The 26524-nt window shown below is 58.3% G+C and carries 29 protein-coding genes; 14 read left to right on the plus strand and 15 right to left on the minus strand.

Annotated elements, in window-relative coordinates:
• Window positions 1–4: 4 nt before the first annotated feature.
• The 6 genes from K3819_RS17350 to K3819_RS17375 are packed head-to-tail and all read left to right on the plus strand — an operon-like array spanning window position 5 to window position 6044.
• Window positions 5–2905 carry a monovalent cation/H+ antiporter subunit A gene (locus K3819_RS17350; protein WP_221397564.1) on the plus strand — a complete coding sequence of 967 codons (2901 nt, stop codon included), beginning with the start codon at window positions 5–7 and terminating at the stop codon, window positions 2903–2905.
• Entirely contained in the window at window positions 2905–3249 is a 345-nt protein-coding gene (locus tag K3819_RS17355) for a Na+/H+ antiporter subunit C (RefSeq protein WP_003192163.1), read from the plus strand. The genes K3819_RS17350 and K3819_RS17355 overlap by 1 nt, the downstream gene beginning before the upstream one ends.
• Window positions 3246–4925, plus strand: coding sequence for a monovalent cation/H+ antiporter subunit D (locus K3819_RS17360; RefSeq protein WP_085610608.1), 1680 nt, complete (start codon window positions 3246–3248; stop codon window positions 4923–4925). The genes K3819_RS17355 and K3819_RS17360 overlap by 4 nt, the downstream gene beginning before the upstream one ends.
• Window positions 4922–5410, plus strand: a complete 489-nt coding sequence (locus tag K3819_RS17365) for a Na+/H+ antiporter subunit E (protein ID WP_007950533.1) — start codon at window positions 4922–4924, stop codon at window positions 5408–5410. The genes K3819_RS17360 and K3819_RS17365 overlap by 4 nt, the downstream gene beginning before the upstream one ends.
• Entirely contained in the window at window positions 5407–5685 is a 279-nt protein-coding gene (locus K3819_RS17370; RefSeq protein ID WP_011334688.1) for a K+/H+ antiporter subunit F, read from the plus strand. The genes K3819_RS17365 and K3819_RS17370 overlap by 4 nt, the downstream gene beginning before the upstream one ends.
• Window positions 5682–6044 (plus strand): Na+/H+ antiporter subunit G, encoded by a 363-nt coding sequence (locus K3819_RS17375; protein WP_064379433.1) that lies wholly within the window; start codon window positions 5682–5684, stop codon window positions 6042–6044. The genes K3819_RS17370 and K3819_RS17375 overlap by 4 nt, the downstream gene beginning before the upstream one ends.
• Here K3819_RS17375 and K3819_RS17380 read toward each other — a convergent pair.
• Window positions 6041–6481 carry a DUF3995 domain-containing protein gene (locus K3819_RS17380; protein ID WP_007950535.1) on the minus strand — a complete coding sequence of 147 codons (441 nt, stop codon included), beginning with the start codon at window positions 6479–6481 and terminating at the stop codon, window positions 6041–6043. The genes K3819_RS17375 and K3819_RS17380 overlap by 4 nt on opposite strands.
• Before the next feature lie 94 nt (window positions 6482–6575).
• On the opposite strand from K3819_RS17380, the gene K3819_RS17385 reads away from it, so the two are divergent.
• Window positions 6576–6962 carry a DUF2946 domain-containing protein gene (locus K3819_RS17385; protein ID WP_221397565.1) on the plus strand — a complete coding sequence of 129 codons (387 nt, stop codon included), beginning with the start codon at window positions 6576–6578 and terminating at the stop codon, window positions 6960–6962.
• Window positions 6963–7056: 94 nt separating this feature from the next.
• Window positions 7057–9189, plus strand: a complete 2133-nt coding sequence (locus K3819_RS17390) for a TonB-dependent siderophore receptor (protein ID WP_221397566.1) — start codon at window positions 7057–7059, stop codon at window positions 9187–9189.
• A 114-nt stretch (window positions 9190–9303) separates the two neighbouring features.
• On the opposite strand, the gene K3819_RS17395 is transcribed toward K3819_RS17390, so the two are convergent.
• The 3 genes from K3819_RS17395 to K3819_RS17405 form a co-directional block, all read right to left on the minus strand.
• Entirely contained in the window at window positions 9304–10320 is a 1017-nt protein-coding gene (locus K3819_RS17395; RefSeq protein ID WP_064597408.1) for an ABC transporter substrate-binding protein, read from the minus strand.
• Window positions 10321–10448: 128 nt separating this feature from the next.
• The gene (locus K3819_RS17400; RefSeq protein ID WP_039767035.1) at window positions 10449–10646 is read right to left on the minus strand and encodes a hypothetical protein; all 198 of its coding nucleotides are present in this window, start codon (window positions 10644–10646) and stop codon (window positions 10449–10451) included.
• Window positions 10643–11113 (minus strand): hypothetical protein, encoded by a 471-nt coding sequence (locus tag K3819_RS17405; protein WP_007950541.1) that lies wholly within the window; start codon window positions 11111–11113, stop codon window positions 10643–10645. The genes K3819_RS17400 and K3819_RS17405 overlap by 4 nt, the downstream gene beginning before the upstream one ends.
• 407 nt (window positions 11114–11520) lie before the next feature.
• Here K3819_RS17405 and K3819_RS29490 point away from each other — a divergent pair, with 407 nt between their 5' ends.
• Together K3819_RS29490 and K3819_RS17410 are read left to right on the plus strand one after the other, a co-directional pair.
• Window positions 11521–11784, plus strand: a complete 264-nt coding sequence (locus tag K3819_RS29490; protein ID WP_260328934.1) for a hypothetical protein — start codon at window positions 11521–11523, stop codon at window positions 11782–11784.
• 39 nt (window positions 11785–11823) lie between these two features.
• Window positions 11824–12060, plus strand: coding sequence for a DUF2789 family protein (locus K3819_RS17410; protein ID WP_221397567.1), 237 nt, complete (start codon window positions 11824–11826; stop codon window positions 12058–12060).
• A gap of 6 nt (window positions 12061–12066) precedes the next feature.
• On the opposite strand, the gene K3819_RS17415 is transcribed toward K3819_RS17410, so the two are convergent.
• The 4 genes from K3819_RS17415 to K3819_RS17430 form a co-directional block, all read right to left on the minus strand.
• Window positions 12067–12270, minus strand: coding sequence for a hypothetical protein (locus K3819_RS17415; protein WP_221397568.1), 204 nt, complete (start codon window positions 12268–12270; stop codon window positions 12067–12069).
• A 113-nt stretch (window positions 12271–12383) separates the two neighbouring features.
• Complete coding sequence (locus K3819_RS17420) at window positions 12384–13988, minus strand: methyl-accepting chemotaxis protein (protein ID WP_221397569.1); 1605 nt, start codon at window positions 13986–13988, stop codon at window positions 12384–12386.
• Window positions 13989–14216: 228 nt separating this feature from the next.
• Entirely contained in the window at window positions 14217–14621 is a 405-nt protein-coding gene (locus K3819_RS17425; RefSeq protein WP_085610614.1) for a TraR/DksA C4-type zinc finger protein, read from the minus strand.
• Window positions 14622–15076: 455 nt separating this feature from the next.
• The gene (locus K3819_RS17430) at window positions 15077–16345 is read right to left on the minus strand and encodes a hypothetical protein (RefSeq protein ID WP_221397570.1); all 1269 of its coding nucleotides are present in this window, start codon (window positions 16343–16345) and stop codon (window positions 15077–15079) included.
• A gap of 350 nt (window positions 16346–16695) precedes the next feature.
• Between K3819_RS17430 and K3819_RS17435 the strand changes: the two genes are divergently transcribed.
• The 3 genes from K3819_RS17435 to K3819_RS17445 all read left to right on the plus strand — a co-directional run bounded on the left by K3819_RS17435 (window position 16696) and on the right by K3819_RS17445 (window position 19659).
• Window positions 16696–17301, plus strand: a complete 606-nt coding sequence (locus K3819_RS17435) for a glutathione S-transferase (protein WP_221397571.1) — start codon at window positions 16696–16698, stop codon at window positions 17299–17301.
• Between the two features lie 2 nt (window positions 17302–17303).
• Entirely contained in the window at window positions 17304–18410 is a 1107-nt protein-coding gene (locus K3819_RS17440; protein ID WP_221397572.1) for a DNA alkylation repair protein, read from the plus strand.
• 169 nt (window positions 18411–18579) lie between these two features.
• Window positions 18580–19659 (plus strand): SMEK domain-containing protein, encoded by a 1080-nt coding sequence (locus K3819_RS17445; protein ID WP_221397573.1) that lies wholly within the window; start codon window positions 18580–18582, stop codon window positions 19657–19659.
• A gap of 300 nt (window positions 19660–19959) precedes the next feature.
• On the opposite strand, the gene K3819_RS17450 is transcribed toward K3819_RS17445, so the two are convergent.
• Genes K3819_RS17450 through K3819_RS17460 form a run of 3 tightly spaced genes read right to left on the minus strand, consistent with a single transcriptional unit; the run spans window position 19960 to window position 22824 of the window.
• Window positions 19960–20616, minus strand: coding sequence for a DUF2931 family protein (locus K3819_RS17450; protein WP_221397574.1), 657 nt, complete (start codon window positions 20614–20616; stop codon window positions 19960–19962).
• 10 nt (window positions 20617–20626) lie between these two features.
• Window positions 20627–21283, minus strand: coding sequence for a DUF2931 family protein (locus tag K3819_RS17455; protein WP_221397575.1), 657 nt, complete (start codon window positions 21281–21283; stop codon window positions 20627–20629).
• Window positions 21283–22824: a phospholipase effector Tle1 domain-containing protein gene (locus K3819_RS17460; RefSeq protein WP_221397576.1), complete on the minus strand. Its 1542-nt coding sequence runs from the start codon at window positions 22822–22824 to the stop codon at window positions 21283–21285. Before K3819_RS17460 ends, K3819_RS17455 begins: the two co-directional genes overlap by 1 nt.
• 172 nt (window positions 22825–22996) lie before the next feature.
• Between K3819_RS17460 and K3819_RS17465 the strand changes: the two genes are divergently transcribed.
• A complete protein-coding gene (locus K3819_RS17465) occupies window positions 22997–23353 on the plus strand; it encodes a hypothetical protein (protein ID WP_221397577.1) in 357 nt (118 codons plus the stop codon).
• Between the two features lie 69 nt (window positions 23354–23422).
• Here K3819_RS17465 and K3819_RS17470 read toward each other — a convergent pair whose 3' ends face one another.
• The 4 genes from K3819_RS17470 to K3819_RS17485 form a co-directional block, all read right to left on the minus strand.
• On the minus strand, window positions 23423–23752 hold the full coding sequence (locus tag K3819_RS17470) for an antibiotic biosynthesis monooxygenase (protein ID WP_221397578.1): 330 nt from the start codon (window positions 23750–23752) through the stop codon (window positions 23423–23425).
• Window positions 23749–24744: a zinc-dependent alcohol dehydrogenase family protein gene (locus tag K3819_RS17475; RefSeq protein WP_221397579.1), complete on the minus strand. Its 996-nt coding sequence runs from the start codon at window positions 24742–24744 to the stop codon at window positions 23749–23751. Before K3819_RS17475 ends, K3819_RS17470 begins: the two co-directional genes overlap by 4 nt.
• Before the next feature lie 62 nt (window positions 24745–24806).
• Complete coding sequence (locus K3819_RS17480; protein WP_007950555.1) at window positions 24807–25109, minus strand: helix-turn-helix transcriptional regulator; 303 nt, start codon at window positions 25107–25109, stop codon at window positions 24807–24809.
• Window positions 25110–25223: 114 nt separating this feature from the next.
• On the minus strand, window positions 25224–26462 hold the full coding sequence (locus tag K3819_RS17485) for a DUF2599 domain-containing protein (RefSeq protein WP_221397580.1): 1239 nt from the start codon (window positions 26460–26462) through the stop codon (window positions 25224–25226).
• Window positions 26463–26524: the final 62 nt, after the last annotated feature.

The following is a 26524-nucleotide window of genomic DNA, read 5'->3' on the forward strand; positions in this document are numbered from 1 at the left end:
GCCTATGTCCCTGATAGTTCTACTGCTTCTGCCTTTTCTGGGCAGCTGTCTGGCAGCCGTGCTGCCGCACAACGCACGTAACGCCGAATCCCTGCTGGCAGGTCTGGTCGCACTGATCGGCACTGTCTCGGTCGCGATGCTGTATCCGCAGATCGCCCACGGCGGCGTGATCCGCGAAGAATTCACCTGGCTGCCCAGCCTGGGCCTGAACTTCGTCCTGCGCATGGACGGCTTCGCCTGGCTGTTCTCGATGCTGGTGCTGGGCATCGGCACCCTCGTTTCCTTATATGCCCGCTATTACATGTCGCCGGACGATCCGGTGCCGCGTTTCTTCGCGTTCTTTCTGGCGTTCATGGGCGCCATGCTCGGGCTGGTGATCTCCGGCAACCTGATACAGATCGTGTTCTTCTGGGAGCTGACCAGCCTTTTCTCGTTCCTGTTGATCGGCTATTGGCACCACCGCCACGACGCGCGCCGTGGTGCGTACATGGCGTTGATGGTCACCGGTGCGGGAGGATTATGCCTGCTGGCGGGGGTCATGATCCTCGGCCATGTGGTCGGCAGCTATGACCTGGACAAGGTCCTGGCCGCCGGCGATCTGATTCGCGCACATGCCCTCTACCCCATCCTGCTTCCCCTCATTCTTATCGGCGCCCTCAGCAAAAGCGCCCAGTTCCCCTTCCACTTCTGGCTGCCCCACGCGATGGCGGCACCCACACCGGTTTCGGCGTACCTGCACTCGGCAACCATGGTCAAGGCCGGGGTTTTCCTGCTGGCCCGCCTGTGGCCGTCGCTGTCCGGCAGCGAAGAATGGTTCTACATCGTCAGCGGCGCCGGTGCCGCCACGCTGTTGCTCGGCGCGTACTGCGCGATGTTTCAGAACGATCTCAAAGGGCTGCTGGCCTACTCGACCATCAGCCACCTCGGTCTGATCACGCTGCTACTGGGACTGAACAGTCCGCTCGCCGCTGTGGCGGCGGTGTTCCACATTCTCAACCACGCGACCTTCAAGGCCTCGCTGTTCATGGCCGCCGGGATCATCGACCACGAAAGTGGCACCCGCGACATCCGCAAGCTCAACGGCCTGTTCAAACTGATTCCATTCACCGCCACCCTGGCGATGGTCGCCAGTGCGTCCATGGCCGGCGTGCCGCTGCTCAACGGTTTCCTGTCCAAGGAGATGTTCTTCGCCGAAACCGTGTTCATCAACGCCACCGCCTGGGTTGAAACCAGCCTGCCGATCGTCGCTACTATTGCCGGGATGTTCAGCGTTGCCTACTCGCTGAGATTCACCGTCGACGTATTCTTCGGCCCGACCGCCACCGACCTGCCGCACACCCCGCACGAACCGCCGCGTTGGATGCGTGCACCGGTGGAACTGCTGGTGTTCACCTGCCTGCTGGTGGGGATTTTCCCGGCCCAGGTGGTCGGCCCGTTGCTCGCCGCTGCCGCCTTGCCGGTGGTGGGCGGCGTGCTGCCGCAATACAGCCTGGCGATCTGGCACGGCCTCAATGCACCGATGATCATGAGTTTGATCGCCATGTCCGGCGGCATCGTGCTGTATCTGCTGCTGCGCAACCAGCTCAAGCGCGGCCGCTTCAAGTATCCGCCGCTGGCGGGTCGCCTTAACGGCAAGCGAATGTTTGAACGCAGCCTGGTGGCGATGATGCGCCTGGCTAGACGCCTGGAGCGACGAATCGGCACCAAGCGCCTGCAAGCGCAATTGTTCCTGATGGTGCTGGCGGCGGTGCTGGCCGGGCTGATCCCGATGCTGCACAGCAACCTGAGCTGGGGCGACCGGCCGAAGATCCCGGGCTCGATCGTGTTCGTGACCCTGTGGCTGCTGGCAATCGCCTGCGCCCTGGGCGCTGCGTGGCAGGCCAAGTATCACCGTCTCGCCGCACTGACCATGGTCAGCGTCTGCGGCCTGATGACCTGCGTAACCTTCGTCTGGTTCTCGGCGCCGGATCTGGCCCTGACGCAACTGGTGGTCGAAGTGGTGACCACCGTGCTGATCCTGCTCGGCCTGCGCTGGCTGCCACGGCGGATCGAAGAGGTTTCGCCGCTGCCAAGCAGCCTGCGCAAGGCGCGGGTTCGACGTCTGCGCGACTTGCTGCTGTCGATTGCCGTCGGTGGCGGCATGGCGCTGCTGTCCTACGCGATGCTGACCAGGCAGACGCCGAACGACATTTCCTCATTCTATCTGAGTCGCGCCCTGCCCGAGGGCGGCGGCAGCAACGTGGTCAACGTGATGCTGGTGGATTTCCGTGGTTTCGACACCCTTGGTGAGATCACAGTGCTCGCCGCCGTGGCACTGACCGTATTTGCCCTGCTGCGTCGCTTCCGCCCGCCGAAAGAAAGCCTGCAACTGCCGGCCCAGCAGCGCCTGCTCGCCCCCGACGTGGTGACCGATCTGGTCAACCCGCGCTCGGCCAGCGACACCGCGCTCGGTTTCATGATGGTGCCGGCGGTACTGGTGCGCCTGCTGCTGCCGATTGCGCTGGTGGTGTCGTTCTACCTGTTCATGCGCGGGCACAACCAGCCGGGTGGCGGCTTCGTCGCCGGTCTGGTGATGTCGGTGGCGTTCATCCTGCAATACATGGTCGCCGGCACTCAGTGGGTTGAGGCGCAAATGAGCCTGCGCCCACTGCGCTGGATGGGCACCGGCCTGCTGTTCGCCACCGTCACCGGCCTCGGGGCGATGGCGGTCGGTTATCCGTTCCTGACCACCCACACCTGGCATTTCAGCCTGCCGCTGCTGGGTGATATCCATATCGCCAGCGCGCTGTTCTTCGATATCGGCGTCTACGCCGTGGTGGTCGGCTCGACCTTGCTGATCCTCACCGCCCTCGCCCACCAATCGGTCCGGGGCCACAAAACCGCTGCCGCCAAAGGAGCCGTCTGATGGAAGAAGTCATCGCAATCGCCATCGGTGTGCTCGCCGCGTCTGGGGTCTGGCTGATCCTGCGACCACGGACGTTCCAGGTGGTGATGGGCCTGTGCCTGCTGTCCTACGGCGTCAATCTGTTCATCTTCAGCATGGGCAGCCTGTTCATCGGCAAGGAGCCGATCATCAAGGACGGCGTGCCGCAGGACCTGCTCAATTACACCGATCCGCTGCCCCAGGCGCTGGTGCTGACGGCCATCGTCATCAGCTTCGCCATGACCGCATTGTTCCTGGTGGTGTTGCTGGCCTCACGGGGCCTGACCGGCACCGACCACGTTGACGGAAGGGAGCCCAAGGAATGACGGCGATGACTCACCTTATCGCCGCACCGATTCTGCTGCCGCTGCTGACCGCCGGCATCATGCTGATGCTCGGCGAAAAGCACCGTCCGCTGAAGGCGAAAATCAACCTGTTCTCCAGCCTCCTCGGCCTCGGCATCTCGGTGATACTGCTGCAATGGACCCAGACCACCGGCGTGCCCGGTTCGATTGGGGTTTATCTGCCGGGCAACTGGCAGGTGCCGTTCGGCATCGTGCTGGTGGTCGATCGTCTGTCGGCATTGATGCTGGTGCTGACCGGAATCATTGGCGTCAGCGCCCTGCTGTTCGCCATGGCTCGTTGGGACGGCGCCGGGTCGAGCTTCCACGCCTTGTTCCAGATTCAGTTGATGGGCCTTTACGGCGCATTCCTGACGGCGGACCTATTCAACCTGTTCGTATTCTTCGAGGTGCTGCTCGCCGCATCCTACGGCCTGCTGCTCCACGGCTCGGGCCGGGCGCGGGTGTCGTCGGGGCTGCATTACATCTCGATCAACCTGCTGGCGTCGTCGCTGTTCCTGATCGGCGCGGCGCTGATCTACGGTGTGACCGGCACGCTGAACATGGCGGATCTGGCCCTGAAGATCCCGCTGGTGCCGGAGGCCGACCGTGGCCTGCTGCACGCCGGCGCGGGAATTCTGGCCGTGGCGTTCCTGGCCAAGGCCGGCATGTGGCCGCTGAACTTCTGGCTGGTGCCGGCCTACTCGTCGGCCAGCGCGCCAGTCGCGGCGATGTTCGCGATCATGACCAAGGTCGGTGTCTACACCTTGCTGCGCCTGTGGACGCTGCTGTTCTCGGGCCAGGCCGGCGCTTCGGCGTACTTTGGCGGCGACTGGCTGATCTACGGAGGCATGGCCACCATGGCCGGCGCGGGTGTGGCGATCATCGCCGCGCAACGCCTGGAACGCATGGCCAGCCTGAGCATTCTGGTATCCGCGGGAATCCTGCTGTCGGCCGTGGGTTTCGCCCAGCCGAACCTGATCGGCGCCGCGCTGTTCTATCTGGTCAGCTCAACCCTGGCATTGAGCGCGCTGTTCCTGCTGGCCGAATTGATCGAACGTTCGCGCACCGCCATCGAAGTACCGCTGGAAGACGAAAATGAACTGCTGCCGCGTCCGCAGGAATGGCAACGACCGGTCAAGGGCATCAACCTCGACGACGATCAGAAAGCCGTGGTCGGTCAGGTGATCCCGTGGACCATGGCGTTCCTCGGTCTGAGCTTCATTGCCTGCGCTCTGCTGATCATCGGCATGCCGCCGCTGTCCGGCTTCATCGGCAAACTGAACCTGATCGGCGCCCTGCTCAACCCGCTGGGCCTCGGCGCCGGCGAACCGATCTCGAATGCCGCCTGGGCGTTGCTGGCCCTGCTGATTCTCACCGGGCTCGGCTCGCTGATGGCGTTCTCGCGCCTGGGGATCCAGCGCTTCTGGTCGCCTGAAGAGCGACCGTCGCCGCTGCTGCGCAAACTGGAATGCACGCCGATTTTCCTGCTGCTCGGCCTGAGCATCGCGCTGACCTTCAAGGCTGAACCGCTGCTGCGTTACACCCAGGCAGCGGCCGATGCCCTGAACAATCCGCAGCAATACGTGATGGCGGTGCTTGGCACTCGCGCCGTGCCGAGCCCGGAAGCCAAGGCTGCGCTGCTGGAGGTGCAACCATGAAGCGTCTGTTTCCGGCTCCGTGGTTGTCGCTTGCGCTGTGGTTGCTGTGGCTGGTACTGAACCTGTCGGTCAGCCCGGGCAACCTGCTGCTGGGTGCCGTACTCGGTTTCTGCGCCCCGCTGATGATGCGCAAATTGCGCCCGCAGCGGATTCACATCCGCCGCCCGGGCACGATCCTGCGATTGTTTCTGCTGGTCGGGCGTGACGTGATCGTCTCGAACCTGCAGGTGGCCTGGGGCGTACTCAACGCCGGTCGTCGGCCGCTTCGTTCACGCTTCATCAAGGTGCCGCTGGACCTGCGCGATGCCAACGGTCTGGCGGCGCTGTCGATGATCTGTACGGTGGTGCCCGGCACGGTGTGGTCGGAACTGGCACTGGATCGCAGCATTCTGTTGCTGCACGTCTGGGATCTGGATGACGAGGCGCAATTCATCCAGCACTTCAAGGTCACTTACGAGCGGCCGTTGATGGAGATTTTCGAATGAGCCCGCTGCTGTCGAATGCGATTCTGCTGACGCTGTTCCTGTTCTCCCTGGCCATGGTCCTCACGCTGGTGCGCCTGTTCAAAGGCCCGTCGGCGCAGGACCGGGTACTGGCGCTGGATTACCTGTACATCGTCGCCATGCTGATGATGCTGACCCTGGGGATTCGTTATGCCAGTGATACCTACTTCGAAGCGGCGCTGCTGATCGCGCTGTTCGGCTTCGTCGGCTCGTTTGCCCTGGCGAAATTCCTCCTGCGTGGCGAGGTGATCGAATGAACGCTGAACTGTCTTTGTGGGTGGAAATCCCGGTGGCGATTCTGCTGGTGCTCAGCGGTATTTTCGCCCTGATCGGTGCGACCGGCCTGCTGCGGATGAAGGATTACTTCCAGCGCATGCACCCCCCGGCGCTGGCCTCGACGCTGGGCGCGTGGTGCGTGGCGCTGGCCTCGATCATCTGTTTTTCCGCACTCAAGTCCGGGCCGGTGCTGCACGCATGGCTGATCCCGATTCTGCTGTCGATCACCGTGCCGGTGACCACCCTGCTGCTGGCGCGGGCGGCGTTGTTCCGCAAGCGTATGGCCGGGGATGACGTGCCGGCCGAGGTCAGCAGCCGGCGTACTGAAACCGGCAGCTAGATCCAGGCGACAGCCAACAGCCCGGCTCCCAATATCAGACACAGCGGCGAGTAAACCCAAGTGTCGAGCCGGGCAAACCGCGACCCCTTCACTTCCTTGAAAAAACCCACCAGCTCCGAATCGCCGATCGCCCGCGCAAACATCAGCAGCGCAATCGCGCTGATCACCCACTGCAGTGCCCAGTGATGCACGGCGGGCAGCCACCACCCCACTCGCATGCACACCAGTGCGGCAATCAGTAGCAGAGCTGCCGCCACCACCAGCGTGATCCAGCCTGACGGCTTGAACGCAGGCCTGAGGGTCAGCCCGCCGTTATCCACCGGAACCTGCGGCACCACCGCAACGGCCGCCCACTGCCCACCCATCGCCCAATACACATGCATCAGGCTGATCACCGCGAATATCGTCACCAGCCATTGAGCCAACACAAAGGTCATGGTCGAGAATCCTTGAAAGGGATTTGAACAAAACATCCTAGTCGGCATTTTTCCATGTGCACGACCGATCGGCGGTGCGGTAAAGTGCCGCCCCATGAAATTCACCCGTACCGATCGCTCGCTGCTGGCCTGGATGCTCTATTGCTGCGTCCTGTTCAACGTGTTCGCCTGCAGCATCGGTCACGGACAAATGGTCGGCATGCAGCTCAACGGTATCGGCGGCCAGTTCTGTGCCGTCGACCCGAGCACCCAGGCGCCGCTCGCCTCGAGTCCCACCGAAGAAAAACTGCCGACCCTGGCCAAGGCGTTCGGCTGTCCACTGTGCTCCACCGGCGGCATGGGCCCGGCGTTCAACTCCAGCCTGACCCTGGCGATCCTGCCGGAACAACACAGCCCGCCGCTGCCGGCCATCGTCAGCGCCGACCGTCCTGCCCGCTTCATCTGGCCTTCGGCCAATCCCCGCGCCCCGCCGCTCGCCTGAGTGCCCTTGCCTTTTTGATCTGTCAGCCCACTGCGCCAACGCGCGGCGTTCGCCTGTGCGCTGACTCCGAGAACAAGCATTCAGGATTCAATCAATGAAACAACTTACCTTGCTGGCGAGCCTGTGCGGCTGCCTGTCCGTCAACGTCTGGGCGCAATCCACCGTGGATCTGGCGCCGATCACTATTGACGGCGAGTCCGGCGCCGAACCCGCCCTGAGCCTCGACCAGTCCAGCGGCATGGCCTCGCGCCTCGGCCTCAGCGTGCGCGACACCCCGGCCTCGGTGGCCATTGCCAACCGCAGTGACATCGAACGTCGCGGTTCGCAAAACTTTCAGGACGCGGCCAACACCTTGCCGGGCGTGAACGCCAGTGCGCCGCCGGGCTTTGGCGGGTTCGTCTCCTATCGCGGTTTCACCAGCAGCCAGATCACTCAGATGTTCAACGGCGTCAACGTTTCCGGGGGACTGGCGCGGCCAGTGGATTCATGGATTTATGACCGGGTGGAACTGATCGGCGGCCCGTCATCGTTGATCAACGGCGCGGGCTCGGTCGGTGGCTCGCTGAACTACGTGACCAAACTGGCCACCCGCGACGAGCAAGCCATCGAAGGCCGGGTCAGCTATGGCACCTACGACACCACCGAAACCGCGTTCGGCCTCAATCACGCGCTGACCGACCCCGGCGCCGACGTGCAGCACTACGCGCGACTCGACGTCAGCCACAACACCAGCAACGGCTACATTGACCGCCAGGAACGCGATGCCTGGAGCGTGGCGTTCTCGTTGCTCAGCGACCTGACGCCAAACCTTTCGCACACCCTGGCCCTGGAATATCAGGACGAACATGAGGACAGCCCGTACTGGGGCACGCCGGTGCTCAACCCCAAGGCCGGCGAGTTGAAGATCGACAAGCACAACCGCTTCAACAACTACAACGTCGAGGACGGCCGCTACGAGCAGCGGACGATCTGGGTGCGCTCGATCATCGATTACCGGATCAACGACAGCACCACCCTGCGCAACACCCTCTATCACCTCGACAGTCAGCGTGATTACCGCAACCTGGAAACCTATCAATACAACGCCGACAACAGCGCGGTGAACCGCTCCACTGCGTATCAGGTGCGACACCAGGGCGAGCAGAACGGCAACCAATTCGAACTGCGCCACGACAACACCCTGTTCGGCCTCGACACCACCTGGTCCGGCGGATTCGAGTACAAGGTCAACCAGACCACCAACTCGCCGCTGAACGTCAAAGGCGCCAGCGCGGTGGACCCGAACAACTACCGACCGGGGCATTTCTATGACATCCCCGGAACGATGCCGGGTTTCGTCAGCGACAAGACCAACGAAGTCACGACCAAAGCGCTGTTTGCCGAAAACCGCCTGGCACTGACCGACAAGCTCTCGCTGCTGACCGGTCTGCGCTATGACGACATCGACCTCGACGTGACCAACCATCGCACGGTGACCGCGAGCAACCCGCGTCATTTGAAGCGCAGTTGGGAACCGGTCACAGGGCGTGTCGGCATGACATACCAGTTCATACCGTCAGCCAATGTGTACGTGCAATACAGCACCGCCGCCGAGCAACCCAATGGCACGCAGGACTTCGATGTCTCGACCGGCAAGCAATGGGAAATCGGCAGCAAGTTCGACTACCTGAACGGGCGCGGCTCGGCGACAGTGGCCGCCTACACCATCGAGCGCAAGGACTTCGCAGTGACGGATCCACTGGACCCGACCAGCAGCATTCCGGTCGGCCAGCAGACTTCGAAGGGCATCGAGATTGCCAGCTCGCTGCGGATCACCGACAAGCTGCTGGCCGAAGGCAACTTCGCCTGGGTCGATGCGCAATACGATGAGTTCAACGAGAAGAACGCCGCCGGCGTAGTGGTTTCGCGCAAGGGCATTACACCGACCAACGTGCCGGACCGGGTGGGCAATCTGTGGCTGACCTATGATTTCTCGCCGCAGTGGCAAGGCGGGGTCGATGCGCGGTACGTGGCGTCGGTGTTCGCCGACACGGCCAACACCATGACCGTGCCGTCGTACACGTTGTTTGGCAGCTTTCTCAGCTACAAGCTGGACTCGCACACCACCGTGACCGGGCGGGTGCGCAACCTGACGAATGAGGTGTATGCCGAGTTCGCCCATGTATCGCCGGCGTATTACCTCGGCACACCGCGCACCTTTGAGCTGGCTGTGCAAACCCGCTTCTAAAAGCTTCGCGGGCAAGCCCGTTCCCACAGGAATCGATGTGTTTTCAAAGCTCAGAGCACACCGAAAAACCTGTGGGAGCGGGCTTGCCCGCGATGAGGTCCGTTGATTCAACCTCTATTTCAAATCAGCTGAAACCTTATCTGCCACATCCTTCGGCAGCCACGCCTGCCACACATCCGGATGCGCCTTCATGAACGCTGTCGCCGCATCCCGAGGTGGTGTGTGTTTTTCACTCATCTCGGCCAGCGCCTTGTTCAGATCATCAATCGGAAAGTCGACCTTGCTGAAGAACTCGGCGATCTGCGGATACTGCTTCTGGAACGGCGTGGACACCCCGATCGACAGCTTCGAGGCCAGTGACCGGGTCGGTTTCGGATTGGGGTTGTCGGCGTCGGTCAGGGTCTTCCAGGCCTCGGCATCGAACGGCGGCTCTTCGAGTTGGATCAGCTTGAACTTGCCGAGCAACGGCGTCGGCGACCAGTAATAGAACAGCACCGGCTTGCCCCGGCGGATCGATGAACTGATCTCGGCATCCAACGCAGCACCGGAACCACTGCGGAAATTGGTGAAGTCATTCTGCAAGCCATACGCCGTGAGCTTCTGCTTGTTCACTACCTCCGATGTCCAGCCGATCGGGCTGTTGAGGAATCGGCCCTTGCTCGGGGTTTCCGGATCCTTGAACACGTCCTTGTACTTCTTCAGATCGCTGACGCTTCGCAGGTCCGGCGCCAGTGGCTTGATGCCCTTGGCCGGATCGCCTTTGATCACGTATTCCGGCACCCACCAGCCTTCGGTAGCGCCTTTGACCGTGTCGCCCAGGCTGACGACCTTGCCCTCGGCCTCCGCCTTGACCCATACCGGACTGCGCCCGGCCCACTCTTCGCCGATGACCTGAATGTCATTGTTGGCCAGCGCAGTCTCAAGGGTGATGGTGGTGCCCGGCAAGGTGTCGGTCGGCAGGCCATAGCCCTTCTCGACAATGATCCGCAGGACGTCGGTGATCAGGCTGCCGCTTTCCCAGTTCAGATCGGCAAAGTGAATCGGCGCCTGTGCCGCGCTCACCGAAGGCACCACCGTCATCAGGCCGAATGTGGTCAACCCAGCAGCCAGCAACCGTCGAAATCCGTTCATGCTTTTGCACCTCGTGCCGTTCACAGCAATAGCAGGATGGCCTGACAGAAGACCGCAAGCCTCTGAATACTCAGTCAACTGACTGTAGACGAGGTTCCTGCTTTTTCAGGGGCATGACACGCACGAGGCTACTTTTCAGACATTTCCTGCAGGCTCTTCAGCTCGCGTCTGACCATGCTGGCGTATTCCGCAGGCTGCAAGGCGTAGATTTGCGAGGCGACCCAACCCAGCCAGGCGCCCTTCAACTCGGCCTTCGCAGTGAACAGTCGACGTGCTTCTTCACGGGCGCTGTCGAGGTTCTGCAAATGGAAATCGGCGCGGCTCACTCGCTTGCCTTGAACGTCACCAGTTCGCCCTTGCGCCACTTGGCGGCTTTGGCGGTGACGGCTTTCAGGGTTTTGGTCAGGCCTTCCTGCAGTTGTTCATTGGCGGCAAACACGGTAACCGCGCTGTGGCCTTCCTTGAACACGATGGCGTGGCCATCGGCCGTGGTGACGAACGCGTAGTCGCCCAAACCGTACACAGTCATTTTGATTTCGCGAAAGCGGATGTCCATCTTGCCGCCTTCACGGCTGGGCAGTACCGACGCGCTGAAATGATCGCCGACCTTGAGCTTGAGGCCAGGTTTGTCATCGACCACCAATGCGCTTTCGGTGTCGATCTCGGCAACGTAAATGCCTTCGGCGTTTTGCTCGGTGATGTAAACAAAACGTGATTGAAACTGCTTGACCAGCTTTGCCCGCAAATCACCCAGCACGAACAAAGCATGCATATCGAGGTTACTGACTGCCAAAGAAACATCCCCACACTTGAAAAGAGTGCCATACGCGAAAGCGCGCACAGCAGAAAAAGTCGGCCGGGCCGAAGGTGTTGCGCGATGACTCGAATATACGCCTGAGCGAGCGAAGTGCTCATTCAACGCGAGTTGCACAAGACTACTGGAATGCCACTCGCGAAACCTGCAAAGACGTTCTCCAAATGTTGAAGGAAAACGCAGCACGGCCGGCCAGGAAAAACTGACTACGAACTTTAGGGAAAAAACTCACCAACAAAAGCACTTTTCCGACATATCGCACGCAAAAAATTGCTTTAGATAGGGCCATGCCGTCAACAGGTGTTGGCGATTCTAGAGCAGCGATGCTGTTCGCGACTACCCGCAACACCCTGTAAATGCGGGTCAATCCATGAAAAGGACTTCATATGTGCACTATGACGCATTTTGCCGTGACTCACGAACCCGCCTTTACCTTGAACACTCCAGCCTTCGAGACTGTTCCTGCAATCGAGTCTTGCGGTCAGGCACCGTTGTTTCAGGTAATCCCGGCGGGCAACGGCTTTTTCCATATCAGGGAAAAGTCGACGGGGCTTGTCAGAGGTTTCCGTGAGAATCACAACGCCGCTTGCGCCCTCGCCCGTTCACTGGAATCCCGGATCGAACTCCTGGCCAGCGAGCACCTCAGATAAAGAGAGCGATCGCCCCCACCATCCTTCAAGGAGTAAACCATGGAACTGCCTGCGTACAATCTGACAACCCTGTTCGACCAATTAGGACTGCCTTCGGAGGAAACGGCGATCGACGACTTCATCGAAGCCCATCCGCTGGATGCCGATACCAAGCTGATCGACGCCAAATTCTGGAGCCCGCAGCAGGCGCAATTGCTCAAGGAATGGCTGCGTGCCGATGGCGAAGAAGCGGTGATGGTCGATGAACTGAACGTGCGCCTGCACCGGGGCAAATGATCTCAATCAGTGCAGGCTGCCTCCGGCACTGGCGCTCAATTGCGCGAGCCACGCCGCCCTGCACTCCTCGGCTTCGTCGCGACTGGCAAAAGCGGTGCCGCGCTGCTCGCCATTGAGCAGCACCACCCAGCAGACACTTTGCCCCATCGCGCGCAGACCGGCGGGTACACCGCTGCCGATCATCACCGCGACATCGACTCTGCATTGCATGTTGACCTCCCAACTTCATTAGCAACCTAACTATGTGGGCATGTTAATGATTTGGAACAAGAGGAAACAGCAACGCCGCTGCACAGCTTAATTGCAGTTCCGGCAACAATGCCTCAGCGCGGCTTCTCCGGTTTATAGCCCAGACGCAACCCGCCCCAATGCCGGCCCTTGACCATGATCGGCACCGACAAGTCATGCATCAGCTCGCCGGTATCGCGGGTGTAGGTCTGCAACAGTACGGGTTGCTGATGGCTGCCGCAGCGGATGCCGGTGCGGTCGGCGAATTTGCGTTTGGTGCGATTATTGACGGTATCGACCTGCACATCCCCGGTCAGTGGCTGGCTGAACGCCTGATTGTGGGTCGGAACATAACCCTGCTGCGTGCAGGCGATGGCAAACACCAGACCTTCGTGGCGCGGCAGCAACGGCTCCTGAATGGCCGGCAGCACCTGATCGGTGTAGCGATCGAAACGAGTCTGGAACTTGGCCGGCTGGGTGTCGGGAATCGGTTGATACTGGCGGTCGAACAGGTCTTCAAGACTGATGCGTCCCTGCTCGACATCGGCCTCGAACCGCGCGGCAATCTGGCTGGCCCCTTCGCGGGCGAGGTCGTAGATGCGTTGGTGATAGTCATCCAGCCCGACTTCGGCCAGACGTTCGCTGATGGTTTCCGCCTGCCCTTCCATCTGCACGGCGGCCTCGGCCAGACGCCGGGTCTGTTGGTCGCTGATCGCCAGATCGCTGCGCATCTGCTCGATGGCGGTGAACAGACTGTCGAGCTGTTCACGATTGGTTTCCGCGCCTCGGGCGATTTCGCCAACCTGGGTTTCCACCCCGGCTGCCAGTCGCGCGATGTTTTCCAGGTGCTGACCGGTGTGTTCGACCTGCTCGACGCCCGTGTGCAAATCGTCGGAGAGCTGGCGAATCTGCTCCACCACCTGCGCCGTGCGTTGCTGGATGTCGGCGACCATCTCGCCCACTTCGCCAGTGGCCGTCGCGGTACGCGCTGCCAAGCCGCGTACCTCGTCCGCGACCACTGCAAATCCACGACCGTGCTCGCCGGCCCGGGCCGCTTCGATGGCGGCGTTCAATGCAAGAAGGTTGGTCTGACTGGCGATGGACTGAATCACCAGTGTCACGCGCTGAATGTCGTCACTGCGCTGGCTCAAGGCTTCGATCAGTTCGCGGCTGGCATTGGCACGCTGGCTGAGCTGATGCATGCGCGAGATCGAATCCACCAGTTCGGTGCGCCCCGCCGCGCTGCAGTGATGGGCTTCGCTGGCAGCGCCCAAGGCTTCACGGCTGAGCTGCGAAGTGGCTTGCTCAGTGGCGATCATCACTTCAGCGTTGTTGACGATCTGCGCGGCGGCGTCGAGTTGCGATTGAAGCTTGCCGGCCAGCTCCTTGACGGAAAACGCCACGCCAGCAGCTGATAGCGCGTTATGACTGGTGGTGTAGGAAAGGTCGCGAGTCAGCTCGGACATCGCGTTGCTGCTGTCGACCGTTTGCGCATCGGGAACCGCCCGGGAACGCAGGCGCGGCAGCCAGACGATCAGCACCGCCAGCGGCATGCCGATGTACAAGGGCCATTCGCCCAGGCTCATCCCGGCCAGCAACAGCATCAGGGCGATGCTTTGCAGGGTCGGCGTCAGCCAGCGATTCTTCGGCAAAACAACTGGTGCAGGCAGAGCCGCAACCAGAGATCCATCTCTCGTCATTTTGTTACCCCACGCTTGTTCTCATTGTTGTGACTGCATTAAACGCCACTACAACGCCATTATCCATGGTCCGTTAGTCGTGGGTCTGTGGCAGGTCAATGGAATAGCGGGGAGACTTTCCGGCAGACGAGAAAAAGCAAAGATCGCAGCCTTTTGCAGTTCCCGGAGAAACTGCAAAAGGCTGCGATCTTTTCGCGACGCCCCGCATTGAAGGGGTCGCCTCAGGAATCAGGCCTGACGCTGGTGCTTGTCGATCTGCTCGTGACGCTCTTGAGCTTCGATGCAGTACTTGGTGGTCGGGCTGATCAGCAGGCGTTTCAGGCCGATCGGCTCGCCGCTGTCGTCGCACCAGCCAAAGCTGTCTTCCTTGATACGCTCAAGGGCCTGCTCGAGTTGCGGCAGCATGCGCTGGTCACGATCGATCGCGTTTACCAGCCAGGTGCGCTCTTCTTCCACCGATGCGGCGTCCGCCGGGTCAGCCGGGGTGTCCAGGCTCTCGATGGCAATACGGTTCTGCTCAATGCGCTCATGGGTTTCGACTTTCATGTTCTGCAACAGCTCTCGAAAGAAAGCATGTTGCTCGGCATTCATGTAGTCATCTGCCGGCATGGCCAGCAACTTGTCCTTTGTCATTGATATCTCTATAAAAAACGTGCATTAAGGCGAATTAGGGAGCGTTCCGGCGAACCGCCTGCGGTCATCGGAAAGGCATCGTTTATTGCAAACGCCACCCGGCACTCAATTTACGAAGGGGCGGCAGTCTAAGGCCCGTTTGAGGCCTCAGCAACTGTAAATACCGGGAATTTGTCCGACAAGGCCCGGAAACTGCTCTGACACAGGCTTCACAGCGCTCATCGGAGTGCGTTTATAGCAAGAAATTCAGTCGAGCGGCTGTATATAGAAGACAAACGTCAGACGAGCGGCGCTTTGTCGCATTTTTCCCGTCTTGCAACCTTACCGTTCCGCATTCAGCGACATTGGCACTGATCTCGAGTCAGGCTAACGATGAGATAAGCCGGAGCAAATCCGGACCCAGGATTGAGAAGGTCTCGCCGACCTGGCACAGCAGATCGGCAATGACCCATCACTCATTCAAACTCGACGTTGATCGTTTTTTTCAATGGATAGGTTGTGATGCTCGGTTTTTCGACGACGTTTCCCGACTTCTTAAGCACTTCAATGTCGATGTTGATGCCCGAATAGCCTATGGCCACTGGATACTCGAATACTTGACGCAATGTCAGACTGGACGCGGTGGATTTCACGACCGACCCAGTGACACCAGGCATTGCGGGGGTAATAGCCTCCACACGTTTACGGATATCGGCATTGATCTGCGCCAGCTCTGCCTGTTTCTGGTTAATCGCTGCTTGATTGGCCGCAGGCGCGTCTGCTTTCTTGGCCCCCACATCACCGGCCTTTGGAACAACCGCTGCCTTGGCGGCTGCTGCAGGCTTCGCCGCTGCCGTGCCATCGCCGCCGCCATCTGCGTCAGCTGCCGCACCACTGTCTTTTGACGGTGGAGACTTCAGGCCGCGTAACTGAGCTTCCACCGCAGTTTTTCGCTCATCCAGATCAGTCAGCGCTCGCGTGACGGCTGACAGTTGTGCACCACTGCTGTCGGTCGAGGAAATAACCACATCCATTGATCGGGCCAGATAAACCTGAGTCACCAGAACAAGCACAGCGGTTGTGTCTTTGTCGTCACCCTTGACCTCGTTTTTCAAGGAAATGACCGCGCTCTCCAATTGTTTGTAATTGTCGGCCTTGTATTTGTTCATGTGCGTATTGGCTACCAGCAGCGCATCTCGATATCCCACGCCATAGGTTTCCGCCAATGGCACAGAGTACGCTACCGAATAGGACGATTTTTTTGCACCACTGAACAGTGCACCAATAGCACTGTTCGAAACCCCCAGCCCCAATTCATATTCCCCCAGAGAAGCAAACGTAAAGGCCGGGAACGCAACGAGTGAATTTATTCGGGTTCGCGTTTTCGGCACGAGTAGTGCCGGAACGCCCGTCGGGACCACCAGCCCGGACTTGTCCTCCGGTGTCCTGGCAGGCGAAATATGAGGAGCAAACTTAATCAGTTCGTTGTCGAGGTTCATTCGATCAAACCAAACCGAACTCATGTAGTAGTTCGCGGTTTTCATCTTGCTGCCCGCGTTGGCAGCCCGAACAACATAAATGTCACCGACTTCAAAGTTTCCACGGGGTGGAAAAATCGGTCGCAAATTCAACTGCTCCGTATTGGTCACCCACTCCTGAACCACAATCCCTTTCTCCGGCCGGTTGCTGCAAGCCACTAGACCGATGCACAAAACGCCCACCGTCACTCGCTGATAGTTGTTCATCCCATTTTCCCCTGCCTGGTTTCTCTCCTCCCGTCACGCCTTTATCCAGCGCACAGGTCACCGCCTTAACGATCGAGGGGTCATGGACTACAAGGGAGTAATACAAACGAGTACTGAGTCAGAGGGCCTGAACTCGCTTAACTTTTCCATCCCTGGTCGGTGCTGGCACTTTGACTATAGATCCGGCAAAGACCTCCGCAAGGGCCGTCCCGGCCTTTATTTTCGGGTGTTTCATCGGTGATACGCTCAGCAACGACCGTCGGCCCGTTGTCACGAGGTAGTCAGCCCACAGACTTTGCCGCTACATTCGTCACCCACATCACCAGATCGTCGCCTCCAGGGAAGTGCACATGAAACTGATCGGAATGCTCGACTCACCGTATGTCCGCCGCGTGGCGATCTCCGCCAAGTGCCTGGGTATTGAACTGGAACACGACCCGGTATCGGTGTTTCGCCATTTCGAGCGCTTCCAGCAGATCAACCCGGTGGTCAAGGCCCCGACTTTGGTGCTCAATGACGGCAAAGTACTGATCGACTCGACCCTGATCCTCGACTACCTCGAATCCCTGTCCGGCAAAACCCTGTTGCCCACTGACCTGCCGCAACGGGTCAAAGCCCTGCGCCTGATCGGCCTCGGCCTTGCCGCCTGCGAAAAAGCCGTGCAGCTCTACTACGAACGCAACCTGCGCCCGGCCGACATTCAATACCAGCCGTGGGTCGAACGCGTCGAAGGTCAACTCGCCGCCGCCTTCACCGCCCTTGAACATGAACTCGAAAATCACCCATTGCCCACCGACGGCCCTCTCCAGCAGGACGGTATCACCCTAGCCGTCGCCTGGAGCTTCACCGGCCTCGTCGTCCCCGACCAGATCGACGCTCAACGTTTCCCGCGCATCGCTCAGTACACCGCGTACGCCGAAAGCACCCAGGCGTTCATCGACACCCCGATGACCTGACCATGAGCGCCACCGAAATCGCCGCCCCGGCCCTCAAAGAAATCTTCAACGCCGAACGCCTGCAACACATCGCTACAGAAATGAGCGCCGTGTACCCGGCATTCAAAGCCAAGGCATTTCTCAAGCATGCCAACGACGGCCTCGCCGACCTCTCCGTCATGCAACGCATGGCCCGTGTCAGCGAAAGCCTGCACGCGGTGCTGCCGCTGGATTACGCAGATTCCCTCGCTGTGCTGCGCGAACTTGCCCCGCGACTGAACAGCGGCTTCGTCAGCATGTGCCTGCCGCACTACGTCGCGTGCTACGGCGCGCACGCGTTCGACACTTCGATGGAAGCCCTGAAATACTTCACCACCTTCGGCTCCTCCGAATTCGCCATCCGCCACTTCCTGCGCAGCGACCTGGAACGCTCGCTGGAACTGATGCACGACTGGACCCGAGACGAAAACCACCACGTCCGAAGACTCGCCAGCGAAGGCAGCCGCCCTCGCCTGCCGTGGTCGTTTCGGCTGGAAACGGTGCAGGCGGATCCGCTGTTGGCTGCCGGGATTATTGATCGGTTGAAGGCCGATGAAAGTTTGTACGTGCGCAAGTCCGTGGCGAATCATTTGAATGACGTGACCAAAGAGCATCCGGAGTGGGTGCTGGATACAGTTGAGGGGTGGTCGCTGGAGAACAAACACACCGCGTGGATTGCCAAACATGCGCTACGGAGTTTGATCAAACAGGGGAATTCTCGGGCGCTCACGGTTATCGGTGCGGGGGCGAAGGCCGAGGTTGAGTTGCTGGATGTGAAGGTGGAGCCGGCAGTTGTGCGGCTTGGGGAGACGATCACCTTGTCGTTTACGGTGAAGTCGTTGGTACCAGTTGAACAGCGGTTGGTGATTGATTATGCGATTGACTATGTGAAGGCGAATGGCGGGACGTCGGCCAAGGTTTTCAAGTTGAAGACGTTGGAGCTGGCGGGGTTTGGGAGTGAGGTTGTGGCGCGGCGGCAGGTGATCAAGGATTTCACTACGAGGAAGCATTATGCGGGGGTGCATGGGATGCATGTGGTGGTTAACGGGGAGCGGTTGGTCAGCTCTTTTCTAAACATCATCATTTCATAAGGAACAAAAATGATCGCACAGCAAACGCAGACATATAAATACTGGACAAAAGCAAATCACTCTATATCCAGACTTGCGTAAAAATCGAGACCTTTATCTACGTTGACCGCAGGCGAAGAATACTACCTGAGTCAACAGCCAATACTTAAAAAACCAACAGGTCAAAAAAATGGCTATAGCTGCCGCAGAAGACATGGTCAATTATTTAAGAAAAAGGCTGGAGCGCTATGCAAGCGCTGTAGTTGATGAATGCCAGCTCGGGCTCACAGATGAAGCCCGGAAGGCAGAAGACCTTTTCATGCACCTTTTTAACGAAGCCGGAAAGCCGATCGGATTTGAGTTTTACAATTTAAACGGAACACTAACAGAATTCCCCACCATCAATGCCCCTCAAGAATTTTTTGGACTTAATTTTCCCGCCGTGGACCTGGCGGACGACAAAAATGGCGTATGCATTCAGATCACTTTTCAATCAGGAAACTTTCAACAAAAAACTGATAGCACGATCAATGGTTTTTACAAGCACGAACTAGACAAAACGCACACTAGAATCTGGATTGTATTCGCCAGCCAGATGCGGGCACCAAAGGTGAAAATAAATGGTCACGATTCAAATTTAACTTCAATATTCGGGATGCAAGACATTGTAGATTGGGTTAAATATCAAAATAACAGCTTTAATGACAACAGCCCCCTGGAACGGGCTCACGACTGCGTGAAATATTGGCTGGATCTAAAAATACCAAGTTCCTTGGGTGTAATCGATACGGACTTGCATCACGAGAAAGCCGTTTCCTACCAGAAAGAATTAAATAAAATATCTTCAAATTTATTTTACGGATTAGAGCGCTACGATCATTGTCGCGAAATTGACCTGCAATCGTATAGAACCTTAAAAACCTTTGTAACAGACCGTCAAAGCGCGGCCAGAGGTGTTGGCAGTACATTTAAAAAGTGGTCACAGCTTCCTATGTTCAGAGCATTAGAGGAAAAAATCGACGCGCTCGCCGAACAGATCTACAGAAGCGTTGAAAATTTCGACCCAAATTTCAAATTCCCCTACGGCTGGAGCGATAGCATTGACTTCCGTGGATTCGCTACAGGAAATCGCTCTTTTCAGTATGGACAGGCATTAAGTGAAGACGAGCTCAGCTACTGCAAATCGCTCCGTAAAAAACTACTTAATCTTCACGACCTCATCGAACGTCACCAATTGGAGCTGAGAACCTTTGGTCAAAAACCATATTAGAAGCGGAACATTCCATTATTAAAAAACGCGTATTTTATACGCCACTTTATAATCCATTAAGCTTGTCGGGAGATGTAGCGACCAGACGGCCGCCATCGCGAGCAAGCTCGCTCCCACAGGGATTGTGGTGAACCTGGTTTCTGCTGCGCCTCATGTGGATCAGAGTCGCCCGCCCCTACATGGGGCGACGCGCTCCTCGATGTCGAGGGGTATGAACCCGAGCGTCAACAAAGAGGACAAAAGGAGACGAATGCACTTCTCAGAAGTCCGCCCTATTTTTTCCTCGTCATTCCTCCCTAACTACCAACTACCGTACGGAATGCCGAATTTCTCGATGTAGCGTTGCAACCGTTCACTGATCGGATAAGCATAGCGTCCTTCGCTCCTACCCTGGCTAGGCCCTAACGGTTCGATCTCTGCTTGCGCCCGAGCGACCTTGATCGCCTTATGACACGAGTCTTTAACCCAAGCCTGCACCACCCCGCCGGGCACCAGCCCCAAGTAAACCGACGCCATAAACCGCGCCTCTCGTTCAGGTGTTTGCGGGCAACGTTTGCTGGTGGATTCCACCATCAATTGTCTGGCGTGTTCTGGAATATCCACCCAGGCTTGCCAGGTTTTCTTTTCAACGATTGACTGCCATCGAACATATATCCGCACGGGAAGATCGGCACCCACCACTCGTTTTCCGCTACCGTCCACGATGGACCAGCCGCGAGCCGACTCGGTGCCGTCCTCAGGCTCGCCACCGGCTGCGGAACCGCCATTGGCATTGAAGTAGACCTTGCCGGTAACGTCCTGCACAGAACTGTCCTCCACCCAAACCTGCATGTAATCAGGCTCGATGAATGCCAATTCCCACCATTCGGATTTGGGGTCTTTTTTACCTGATAGCGGGTCGGTCGAATGACAGCCAGTAACCAACAATGCACAAAACAGGGTGATGAATCGCTTCATTCGCTGATAGCTACCAGCTTCCATAAGGAATGCCGTACTTCTCGATGTAGCGCTTGGACTTTTCACTGACTGGATACGCGTAACGTCCTTCGTTCCTCCCCTGCTCCGGGCCCAGTGGTTCGATTTCACCCTGCATTCGAGCCACTTTGATTGGGCGTCGACATGAATCTCGGACCCACACCTGTACCACTCCGCCTGGCGCCAGCCCCAAATAAACCGAGGCCATGAACCGCGCAGTTTTCTCCGGTGTTTCAGGACAGCGCTGATTTGTGGACTTCACCATTATTTGTCTGGCCTCTTCCGGTATATCCACCCATGCCTGCCAGGTTTTCTGTTCCACAATGGATTGCCAGCGAACGTAGATACGAACTGGTAAGTCGGCACCTACAACGCGTTTTCCGCTACCGCCCACGCCTGTCCAACCACGGGCAGACTCGGTTCCATCGTCAGGCTCTCCGCCTGCTGCTGTTCCTCCACCTGTTCTGAAGAAGACTTTGCCCGTAATGTCTTGCACAGAGCTGTCTTCCACCCAAACCTTCATGTAATTCGGTTCAGTGAAAGCTAATTCCCACCATTCAGACTTGGGGTCATTTTTTGCTGACAGTGGGTCAGCAGACTGACAACCGGTCATGAACAACGCGCAGAGCAGGGTGACAAGGAATTTCATTACCAGAGTGTCCAGTCAGGTACGTGAGGATGTTGCACGCGAATCGAGTCTGCCGTTGGAGCGTTAATGTAGACGGCTCTGATACCACTTCCATCTCTTCGCCCAAGGGGATGATTCCAGTTTACGGACGTGTGAATGTACTTCAGTTTCAGTAATTGTTCTTCTTGCGGGGTGGTGCTGTAGTCACCGCTCAGAAACCGATCGCACAGCGCTTGCAGCTCTGAGGGAACAGCCAAGGCAGCGGTCCCGGGAACATCGTTGAAGCGAACACCTTTTTCTTTTGCCAAGTGATGCATCACTCGCAGGTAAACCCTGGACAGCATGCCGCTGACAGGTCGCTTGAGCTGGACGGCCGCATAAATACGTTTCGCACGTGGACTGAGTCTATCTTGCAGGTTACTCGGTATAGGCGCCGCATCAGGCGTGACGATTTCGAGCATTTCTGCTGGCCATCCTTTGCCAATCCACTGTTCTCTGGCCGCCACCGCATCACGGTAAATAGAGGTCGTGGTGACATCAGTATTCTGGGACACATCGAGAGTTTGCATAGGACTTACGAGCACATTTTCCTGTGCTTCTTCGAGATAACCACCGCCAAGATCGGAATGAACACCCGGCAGAATGATTTCCGTATGGTCTGGCTTGACGCGGCTGAGGGCGAAATTGGCGCGGCACTCGTCGCGAGCGGTTAGCTGGACGACATCACTGAAGAAACGACGATCAAGGTACAACTTGATACCCGTTGCGACGGGGCTTTTGATATTGCCAAGATTGGACCATCCGGCGATTGACGGCACTGTGTCAAACAGGCCAATGAAGCCCATGTTGATACTGCTTTTGTACTGAGCATTGAAAGTTGAACTGAGGTCGTTGGCATTGCTGCGCAAAACTTCACCGAGAGGCCCTTGTGCGCCACGCACGACTTCATTTGCAAAATGTCGAGCAGCAGCGGCGCCACGACTAAAACCGAATGCATCGAACGTCAGAGAGGTGATTTCGCAATTCGGATGTTCATCCAGCACATCTTCAATGCGCGATTTAATCTCCGCGAACGAAAGCTGAACACGACCTGCAACCCCCGTCTCACCTCGACCAGTGCCAGCCCCAAGCGTGCTGTCCTCCATGCCTGAGCGCGTCCCGATCCCCTCGACATACACCATGCGGAAGGCTTGCTTCTGCGAACCCTCCCCTTCGGCTTTCTGAGGTGCGTAGTACAAGTCACTCAATTTCTGCACATTACTGGTGTCGTTACCGTAGCTGCTGTCCGGATCTTTCATGAACGGCTTGCAACTGGCATCAATATCTTGAGCAGCAATGGGATGATGGGCACCGCAAAGTAAACCCGCAGCAGCATTATTGGCATTATTCCCCGTCCCATCGAAGAACACTCCGATCCGCAGGGCTATGCCAATTTTTTCACGTGCCGATGCCGGTTCCTTCCCGTGTTGCTCATATTCAGCCCAACGCTGGGCATGAATGTCGACGGGGTCGGTTCCTTTGTTGCGATAGTTTTTAGGCGGGTTGGGAATGTAGCCACTCAATCCTTGATTCCTTCTTCTGATCCTTGAAGAACGGGCCGAAGGGTGACAGCCGAAACCGGGGGGCGCAAGGCGTGGCCGCGTGCCAGCACCTGGCGCTCTTTCTCCCTGCCTGCAATGGTGGCGCCGAGCCACGAATGATAAGGTTCAGCCTCAAAACCAGGGACGACACCTCGTGCACAAACAATGTCTTGCAGCAGCGATAACCTTCACCATCAGCCTTTCCGCTCTTGCCTCCCCTGTGCCACAGGAAGAGCTCGAAGAGTGCCAACGAATAGAAAATTCAGCCAAACAGGTCATGAAGAGCAGGCAGCAAGGCGTGCCCATGGCTTCGCTGTCGGAACTGGCCGAAGCGGCAGGCAAGCAGAGCGAGTATGTGGGTGAGTTGTTCAAGACGTTGATCCGCGAGGCGTACGCGATTCCTCAGTACTCAAACGAGAGCTTGCAGCAGAAAGCGATCAGCGATTTCCATTCCAATTTCTACAAGGCTTGCATCGTGACGGCGGAAAAGAGAGCAAACGCCAACGGTTGAGCTTAACGAACAAAAAAGGGAGCAGATTCAGGTAGTGAATCTGCTCCCTTTTTCTGAAGGGCTCCTGTTTCAGTTTTCGGGCCAAAGAGCCCCATCACCTTCGCCAGCAGTAAAAGCCGCCCCCTCAATGTGATAAACCTGCGGCTCCTCCGAAAAATACCCCTCCAGCGCCAGCATAAAAACCCTGTGATCCTCCCCCGCCTCAAAATCCGTATGAGCCTCAAGCGATTCCCACCGCACGATCAAATTGAACCGCTCCGGCGTTTCAATCCCCTTCGCAAGCATGTGCCCGCCATACCCATTTGCGCGGCGGAGCAAAGGCACAACCTCGGCAAATCCACGTCGGAACTCATCAACACGTTCGGCGTGAACAGGAAGCAAAGCGATCTCATAAATCATGACGCATCCTCCACAGAACCCGAACGAAGTGACGGCTCGACCGCAATCGCAATTTTTCCTTGAAGACCATTATTGGGACTTTCCAGCCGCGCATGGGCCAGCGGAATCTCTGCAAGTGAATACACCGCGCCAACGTGGGGCCGCAGTTGACCGCGCTCCACCAGGGCACTCAATTCATCGAGCTTGCCGCGGTTCTGACGGGTGAACACGAAGTGATAACTCGCGTTCTTGCCCCAGGCTTGGACGAGGTTTTGTGGCTGGGCGATGTCGACGATCGAGACCACGCGGCCAAGTTGTGCGAGGGCGTCGGGGCTGCGCGCGAGGGTGTCGCCGCCGATAGTGTCGAATACCACGTCTACTCCGAGGCCATTGGTTTCTCGCAGGATGGCGTCGACGTAGTCTTCCTTTTCGTAGTCGATGATCACATCGGCGCCCATGCGGCGGACGAACTCGGCGTTTGCTTCGCGTGCGGTCGTGAACACTTTGGCGCCCATCGCTTTGGCGAGCTGGATGGCGACGTGGCCGACGCCGCCTGCGCCGCCATGGATCAAGATGCTCTCCCCCACTCTGAGCGCTGCCCGCACGATCAAGGCTTCCCATGCTGTCCCGCCCACCAGGCTCAGGCTGGCCGCTTCGAGATGGCTCAGCGAGCGCGGCTTTTTGCCGATGATGCTGGCGGCCGCTACGTGGTATTCGGCATAACTGCCGGGGCCGTCGAAGATTTGCGGCGTGTACCAGACTTCGTCTCCGGGGGCGAAAGCCGTCACGCCGGGGCCGACCGCTTCGACTACGCCGGAGACGTCATGTCCGGTGATGGCCGGCAGTTGCACCAGATCCTGATAGTCGCCGCGTCGGACTTGATAATCCAATGGGTTGATCGAGGTCGCGTGTACCCGGACCAGCACTTGTCCCGCTTCCGGCACGGGTTTGGGCACGTCGCAGAGCGTGAACGATTCCGGGTTGCCAAATGATTCAAGCAGCATCGCTTTCATGGTGAATCCTCGTATCGACAATAAGGGATATCGAGATATCTCGATATCGTGCGGTAAATTTTTTACAGCTCTTTCCCTATGACCTCGGCCAAGGCGCTGATGTTGGCTTCATTGCGCTTGTAGTAGGTCCACTGACCGATGCGCCTGACTTCAACCAGGCCCACACGCTGCAGCGTTGCAAGATAACCGGACACCGTTGACTGCGAGAGTCCGATGCCCTCTTGAATACTGCTCACACACACGCCCACCGTGTGAACGTCGCCCTCGTCCTGCGGGGGGAAGTTCTTTACGGGGTCTTTCAAGCCTTTCAGGATTTCAAGCCGTACCGGGTTTGAGAGTGCTTTGAATACTTCGATCAGGTCCATGCCGCGAGAATATCGAGATTATTCGATATGTCAATACGCTGATTGACCAGCGGAAAACAGAACGGTCTGCCGACACCCACGGCATCGGCAGACCGGATTTCACAGCGAACAACCTCAGTACGGATTACACCGCTGCGCCACCGCCGTCGCCTGATCCACATACGGCCGTGCCGGTTCAAGGTTCCACTCCGGCTTGTTCCTCACAGGCTTGCCATCAAACGTCGCTGCCAGATGACAGACCAGTTGCCGGCGCAATGACCCGCCGTTGACGCTGTACTGGCGCCATTGCTCGTCGTTTTTGTGTTTGTTGTACAGCTCGGCAAACATGCGGTCGGTCTGATCGTCCTTGATCGCGCGACCGCAGGCGGTCGGCACGACTTCCAGTGACCAGGTTTTCGGCCCGAGTTTCGGATCGTCCCGTTGAGCCCAGGTGCTGGACTCGATGTACTTGTCGCAGAACTGTTGCGCCGGTGGCGCTGCCGTCTGCATGCATGAGAACGTGGCCTTGGCGGTCGGGGTTCTCGGGAAGTCGATCTTGACGATGTTGCGGTCCTTGCCGGTCTTGTTCTTGTAATCGCGCTGGTTGGCCAGCGCATCGTTCAAGCCCCGCGAGTCGCTGTAGAAGAACGCCAGGATCGGCAATTCATCGGTTTTCGGATTGCCCAGGCGCAGCTCGGTCTGGGTCTGGAACTCGCGGGTGTTGATGACGCGCCGGGCGCCCATGAAGTTCTGGAACGCATTGACCCGATCCTGGCTGCTCATCGGGTTGCGCATGTTGAAGCCGCATTGCAGCTGATCCTGCTGGCGGTTGTTGTTGAACTTGGTGAAGTGCGCGACCCACGCGTTAATGTTGGTGATCGGCGGCGCCATGGCTTGGCAGACCGCTTCGGTCGGGCTGGTGTTCTTGTTGTTGCCGCAGCCGCGATCGTCGCGAAAATCGGTCCAGGCATCGTTGGGAAATGCGCAGTAAACATGCACCGGATTTTCCGGGTCACGCACCATATCGACCGGGGTGATGATGTACTCGTTTTGCGTGCTCATGCCGGGGTCTTCGTAGCTGATACCATCAGCCCGCATGTAGGACGCGGCAAACGTTCCGAGTTCGACCGCTTTGGGGCTTGGGTTCCACACATCCCACTTCTGTCCTTTTGCCGGATCGGCCCGGTGTGTGCCTCGGATCAACAGCCCAGAGCAGTCCGACGCCGGGTCTTTGCCGCAACTGGCGACGGTGTTGTTGTACAAGCCTTCAACGCGTTTGAGGGTTTCTTCGCAGGACTCGGCACTGGCCGAAGTCGCGTGCAGAAACAATGGAACCGCGAGTAACGGAACAATCCTGTTCCAGCGCTTTTTCATGACGTGTTTCTCCCTGATGGTGCTTCTGACCTTCCCTGCTCAACCCTATGCGACGTCCTGCT

Source organism: Pseudomonas sp. 3-2 (genome assembly GCF_019710535.1).
GTDB lineage: Bacteria > Pseudomonadota > Gammaproteobacteria > Pseudomonadales > Pseudomonadaceae > Aquipseudomonas > Aquipseudomonas pharyngis.

Bases quoted from the DNA above. Each gene is read 5' to 3' on its own strand.
- K3819_RS17350 (WP_221397564.1), top strand. From the start codon at position 5: ATGTCCCTGATAGTTCTACTGCTTCTGCCTTTTCTGGGCAGCTGTCTG.
- K3819_RS17355 (WP_003192163.1), top strand. From the start codon at position 2,905: ATGGAAGAAGTCATCGCAATCGCCATCGGTGTGCTCGCCGCGTCTGGG.
- K3819_RS17360 (WP_085610608.1), top strand. From the start codon at position 3,246: ATGACGGCGATGACTCACCTTATCGCCGCACCGATTCTGCTGCCGCTG.
- K3819_RS17365 (WP_007950533.1), top strand. From the start codon at position 4,922: ATGAAGCGTCTGTTTCCGGCTCCGTGGTTGTCGCTTGCGCTGTGGTTG.
- K3819_RS17370 (WP_011334688.1), top strand. From the start codon at position 5,407: ATGAGCCCGCTGCTGTCGAATGCGATTCTGCTGACGCTGTTCCTGTTC.
- K3819_RS17375 (WP_064379433.1), top strand. From the start codon at position 5,682: ATGAACGCTGAACTGTCTTTGTGGGTGGAAATCCCGGTGGCGATTCTG.
- K3819_RS17380 (WP_007950535.1), bottom strand. From the start codon at position 6,481: ATGACCTTTGTGTTGGCTCAATGGCTGGTGACGATATTCGCGGTGATC.
- K3819_RS17385 (WP_221397565.1), top strand. From the start codon at position 6,576: ATGAAATTCACCCGTACCGATCGCTCGCTGCTGGCCTGGATGCTCTAT.
- K3819_RS17390 (WP_221397566.1), top strand. From the start codon at position 7,057: ATGAAACAACTTACCTTGCTGGCGAGCCTGTGCGGCTGCCTGTCCGTC.
- K3819_RS17395 (WP_064597408.1), bottom strand. From the start codon at position 10,320: ATGAACGGATTTCGACGGTTGCTGGCTGCTGGGTTGACCACATTCGGC.
- K3819_RS29490 (WP_260328934.1), top strand. From the start codon at position 11,521: ATGTGCACTATGACGCATTTTGCCGTGACTCACGAACCCGCCTTTACC.
- K3819_RS17410 (WP_221397567.1), top strand. From the start codon at position 11,824: ATGGAACTGCCTGCGTACAATCTGACAACCCTGTTCGACCAATTAGGA.
- K3819_RS17415 (WP_221397568.1), bottom strand. From the start codon at position 12,270: ATGCAATGCAGAGTCGATGTCGCGGTGATGATCGGCAGCGGTGTACCC.
- K3819_RS17420 (WP_221397569.1), bottom strand. From the start codon at position 13,988: ATGACGAGAGATGGATCTCTGGTTGCGGCTCTGCCTGCACCAGTTGTT.
- K3819_RS17425 (WP_085610614.1), bottom strand. From the start codon at position 14,621: ATGACAAAGGACAAGTTGCTGGCCATGCCGGCAGATGACTACATGAAT.
- K3819_RS17430 (WP_221397570.1), bottom strand. From the start codon at position 16,345: ATGAACAACTATCAGCGAGTGACGGTGGGCGTTTTGTGCATCGGTCTA.
- K3819_RS17435 (WP_221397571.1), top strand. From the start codon at position 16,696: ATGAAACTGATCGGAATGCTCGACTCACCGTATGTCCGCCGCGTGGCG.
- K3819_RS17440 (WP_221397572.1), top strand. From the start codon at position 17,304: ATGAGCGCCACCGAAATCGCCGCCCCGGCCCTCAAAGAAATCTTCAAC.
- K3819_RS17445 (WP_221397573.1), top strand. From the start codon at position 18,580: ATGGCTATAGCTGCCGCAGAAGACATGGTCAATTATTTAAGAAAAAGG.
- K3819_RS17450 (WP_221397574.1), bottom strand. From the start codon at position 20,616: ATGAAGCGATTCATCACCCTGTTTTGTGCATTGTTGGTTACTGGCTGT.
- K3819_RS17455 (WP_221397575.1), bottom strand. From the start codon at position 21,283: ATGAAATTCCTTGTCACCCTGCTCTGCGCGTTGTTCATGACCGGTTGT.
- K3819_RS17470 (WP_221397578.1), bottom strand. From the start codon at position 23,752: ATGATTTATGAGATCGCTTTGCTTCCTGTTCACGCCGAACGTGTTGAT.
- K3819_RS17475 (WP_221397579.1), bottom strand. From the start codon at position 24,744: ATGAAAGCGATGCTGCTTGAATCATTTGGCAACCCGGAATCGTTCACG.
- K3819_RS17480 (WP_007950555.1), bottom strand. From the start codon at position 25,109: ATGGACCTGATCGAAGTATTCAAAGCACTCTCAAACCCGGTACGGCTT.
- K3819_RS17485 (WP_221397580.1), bottom strand. From the start codon at position 26,462: ATGAAAAAGCGCTGGAACAGGATTGTTCCGTTACTCGCGGTTCCATTG.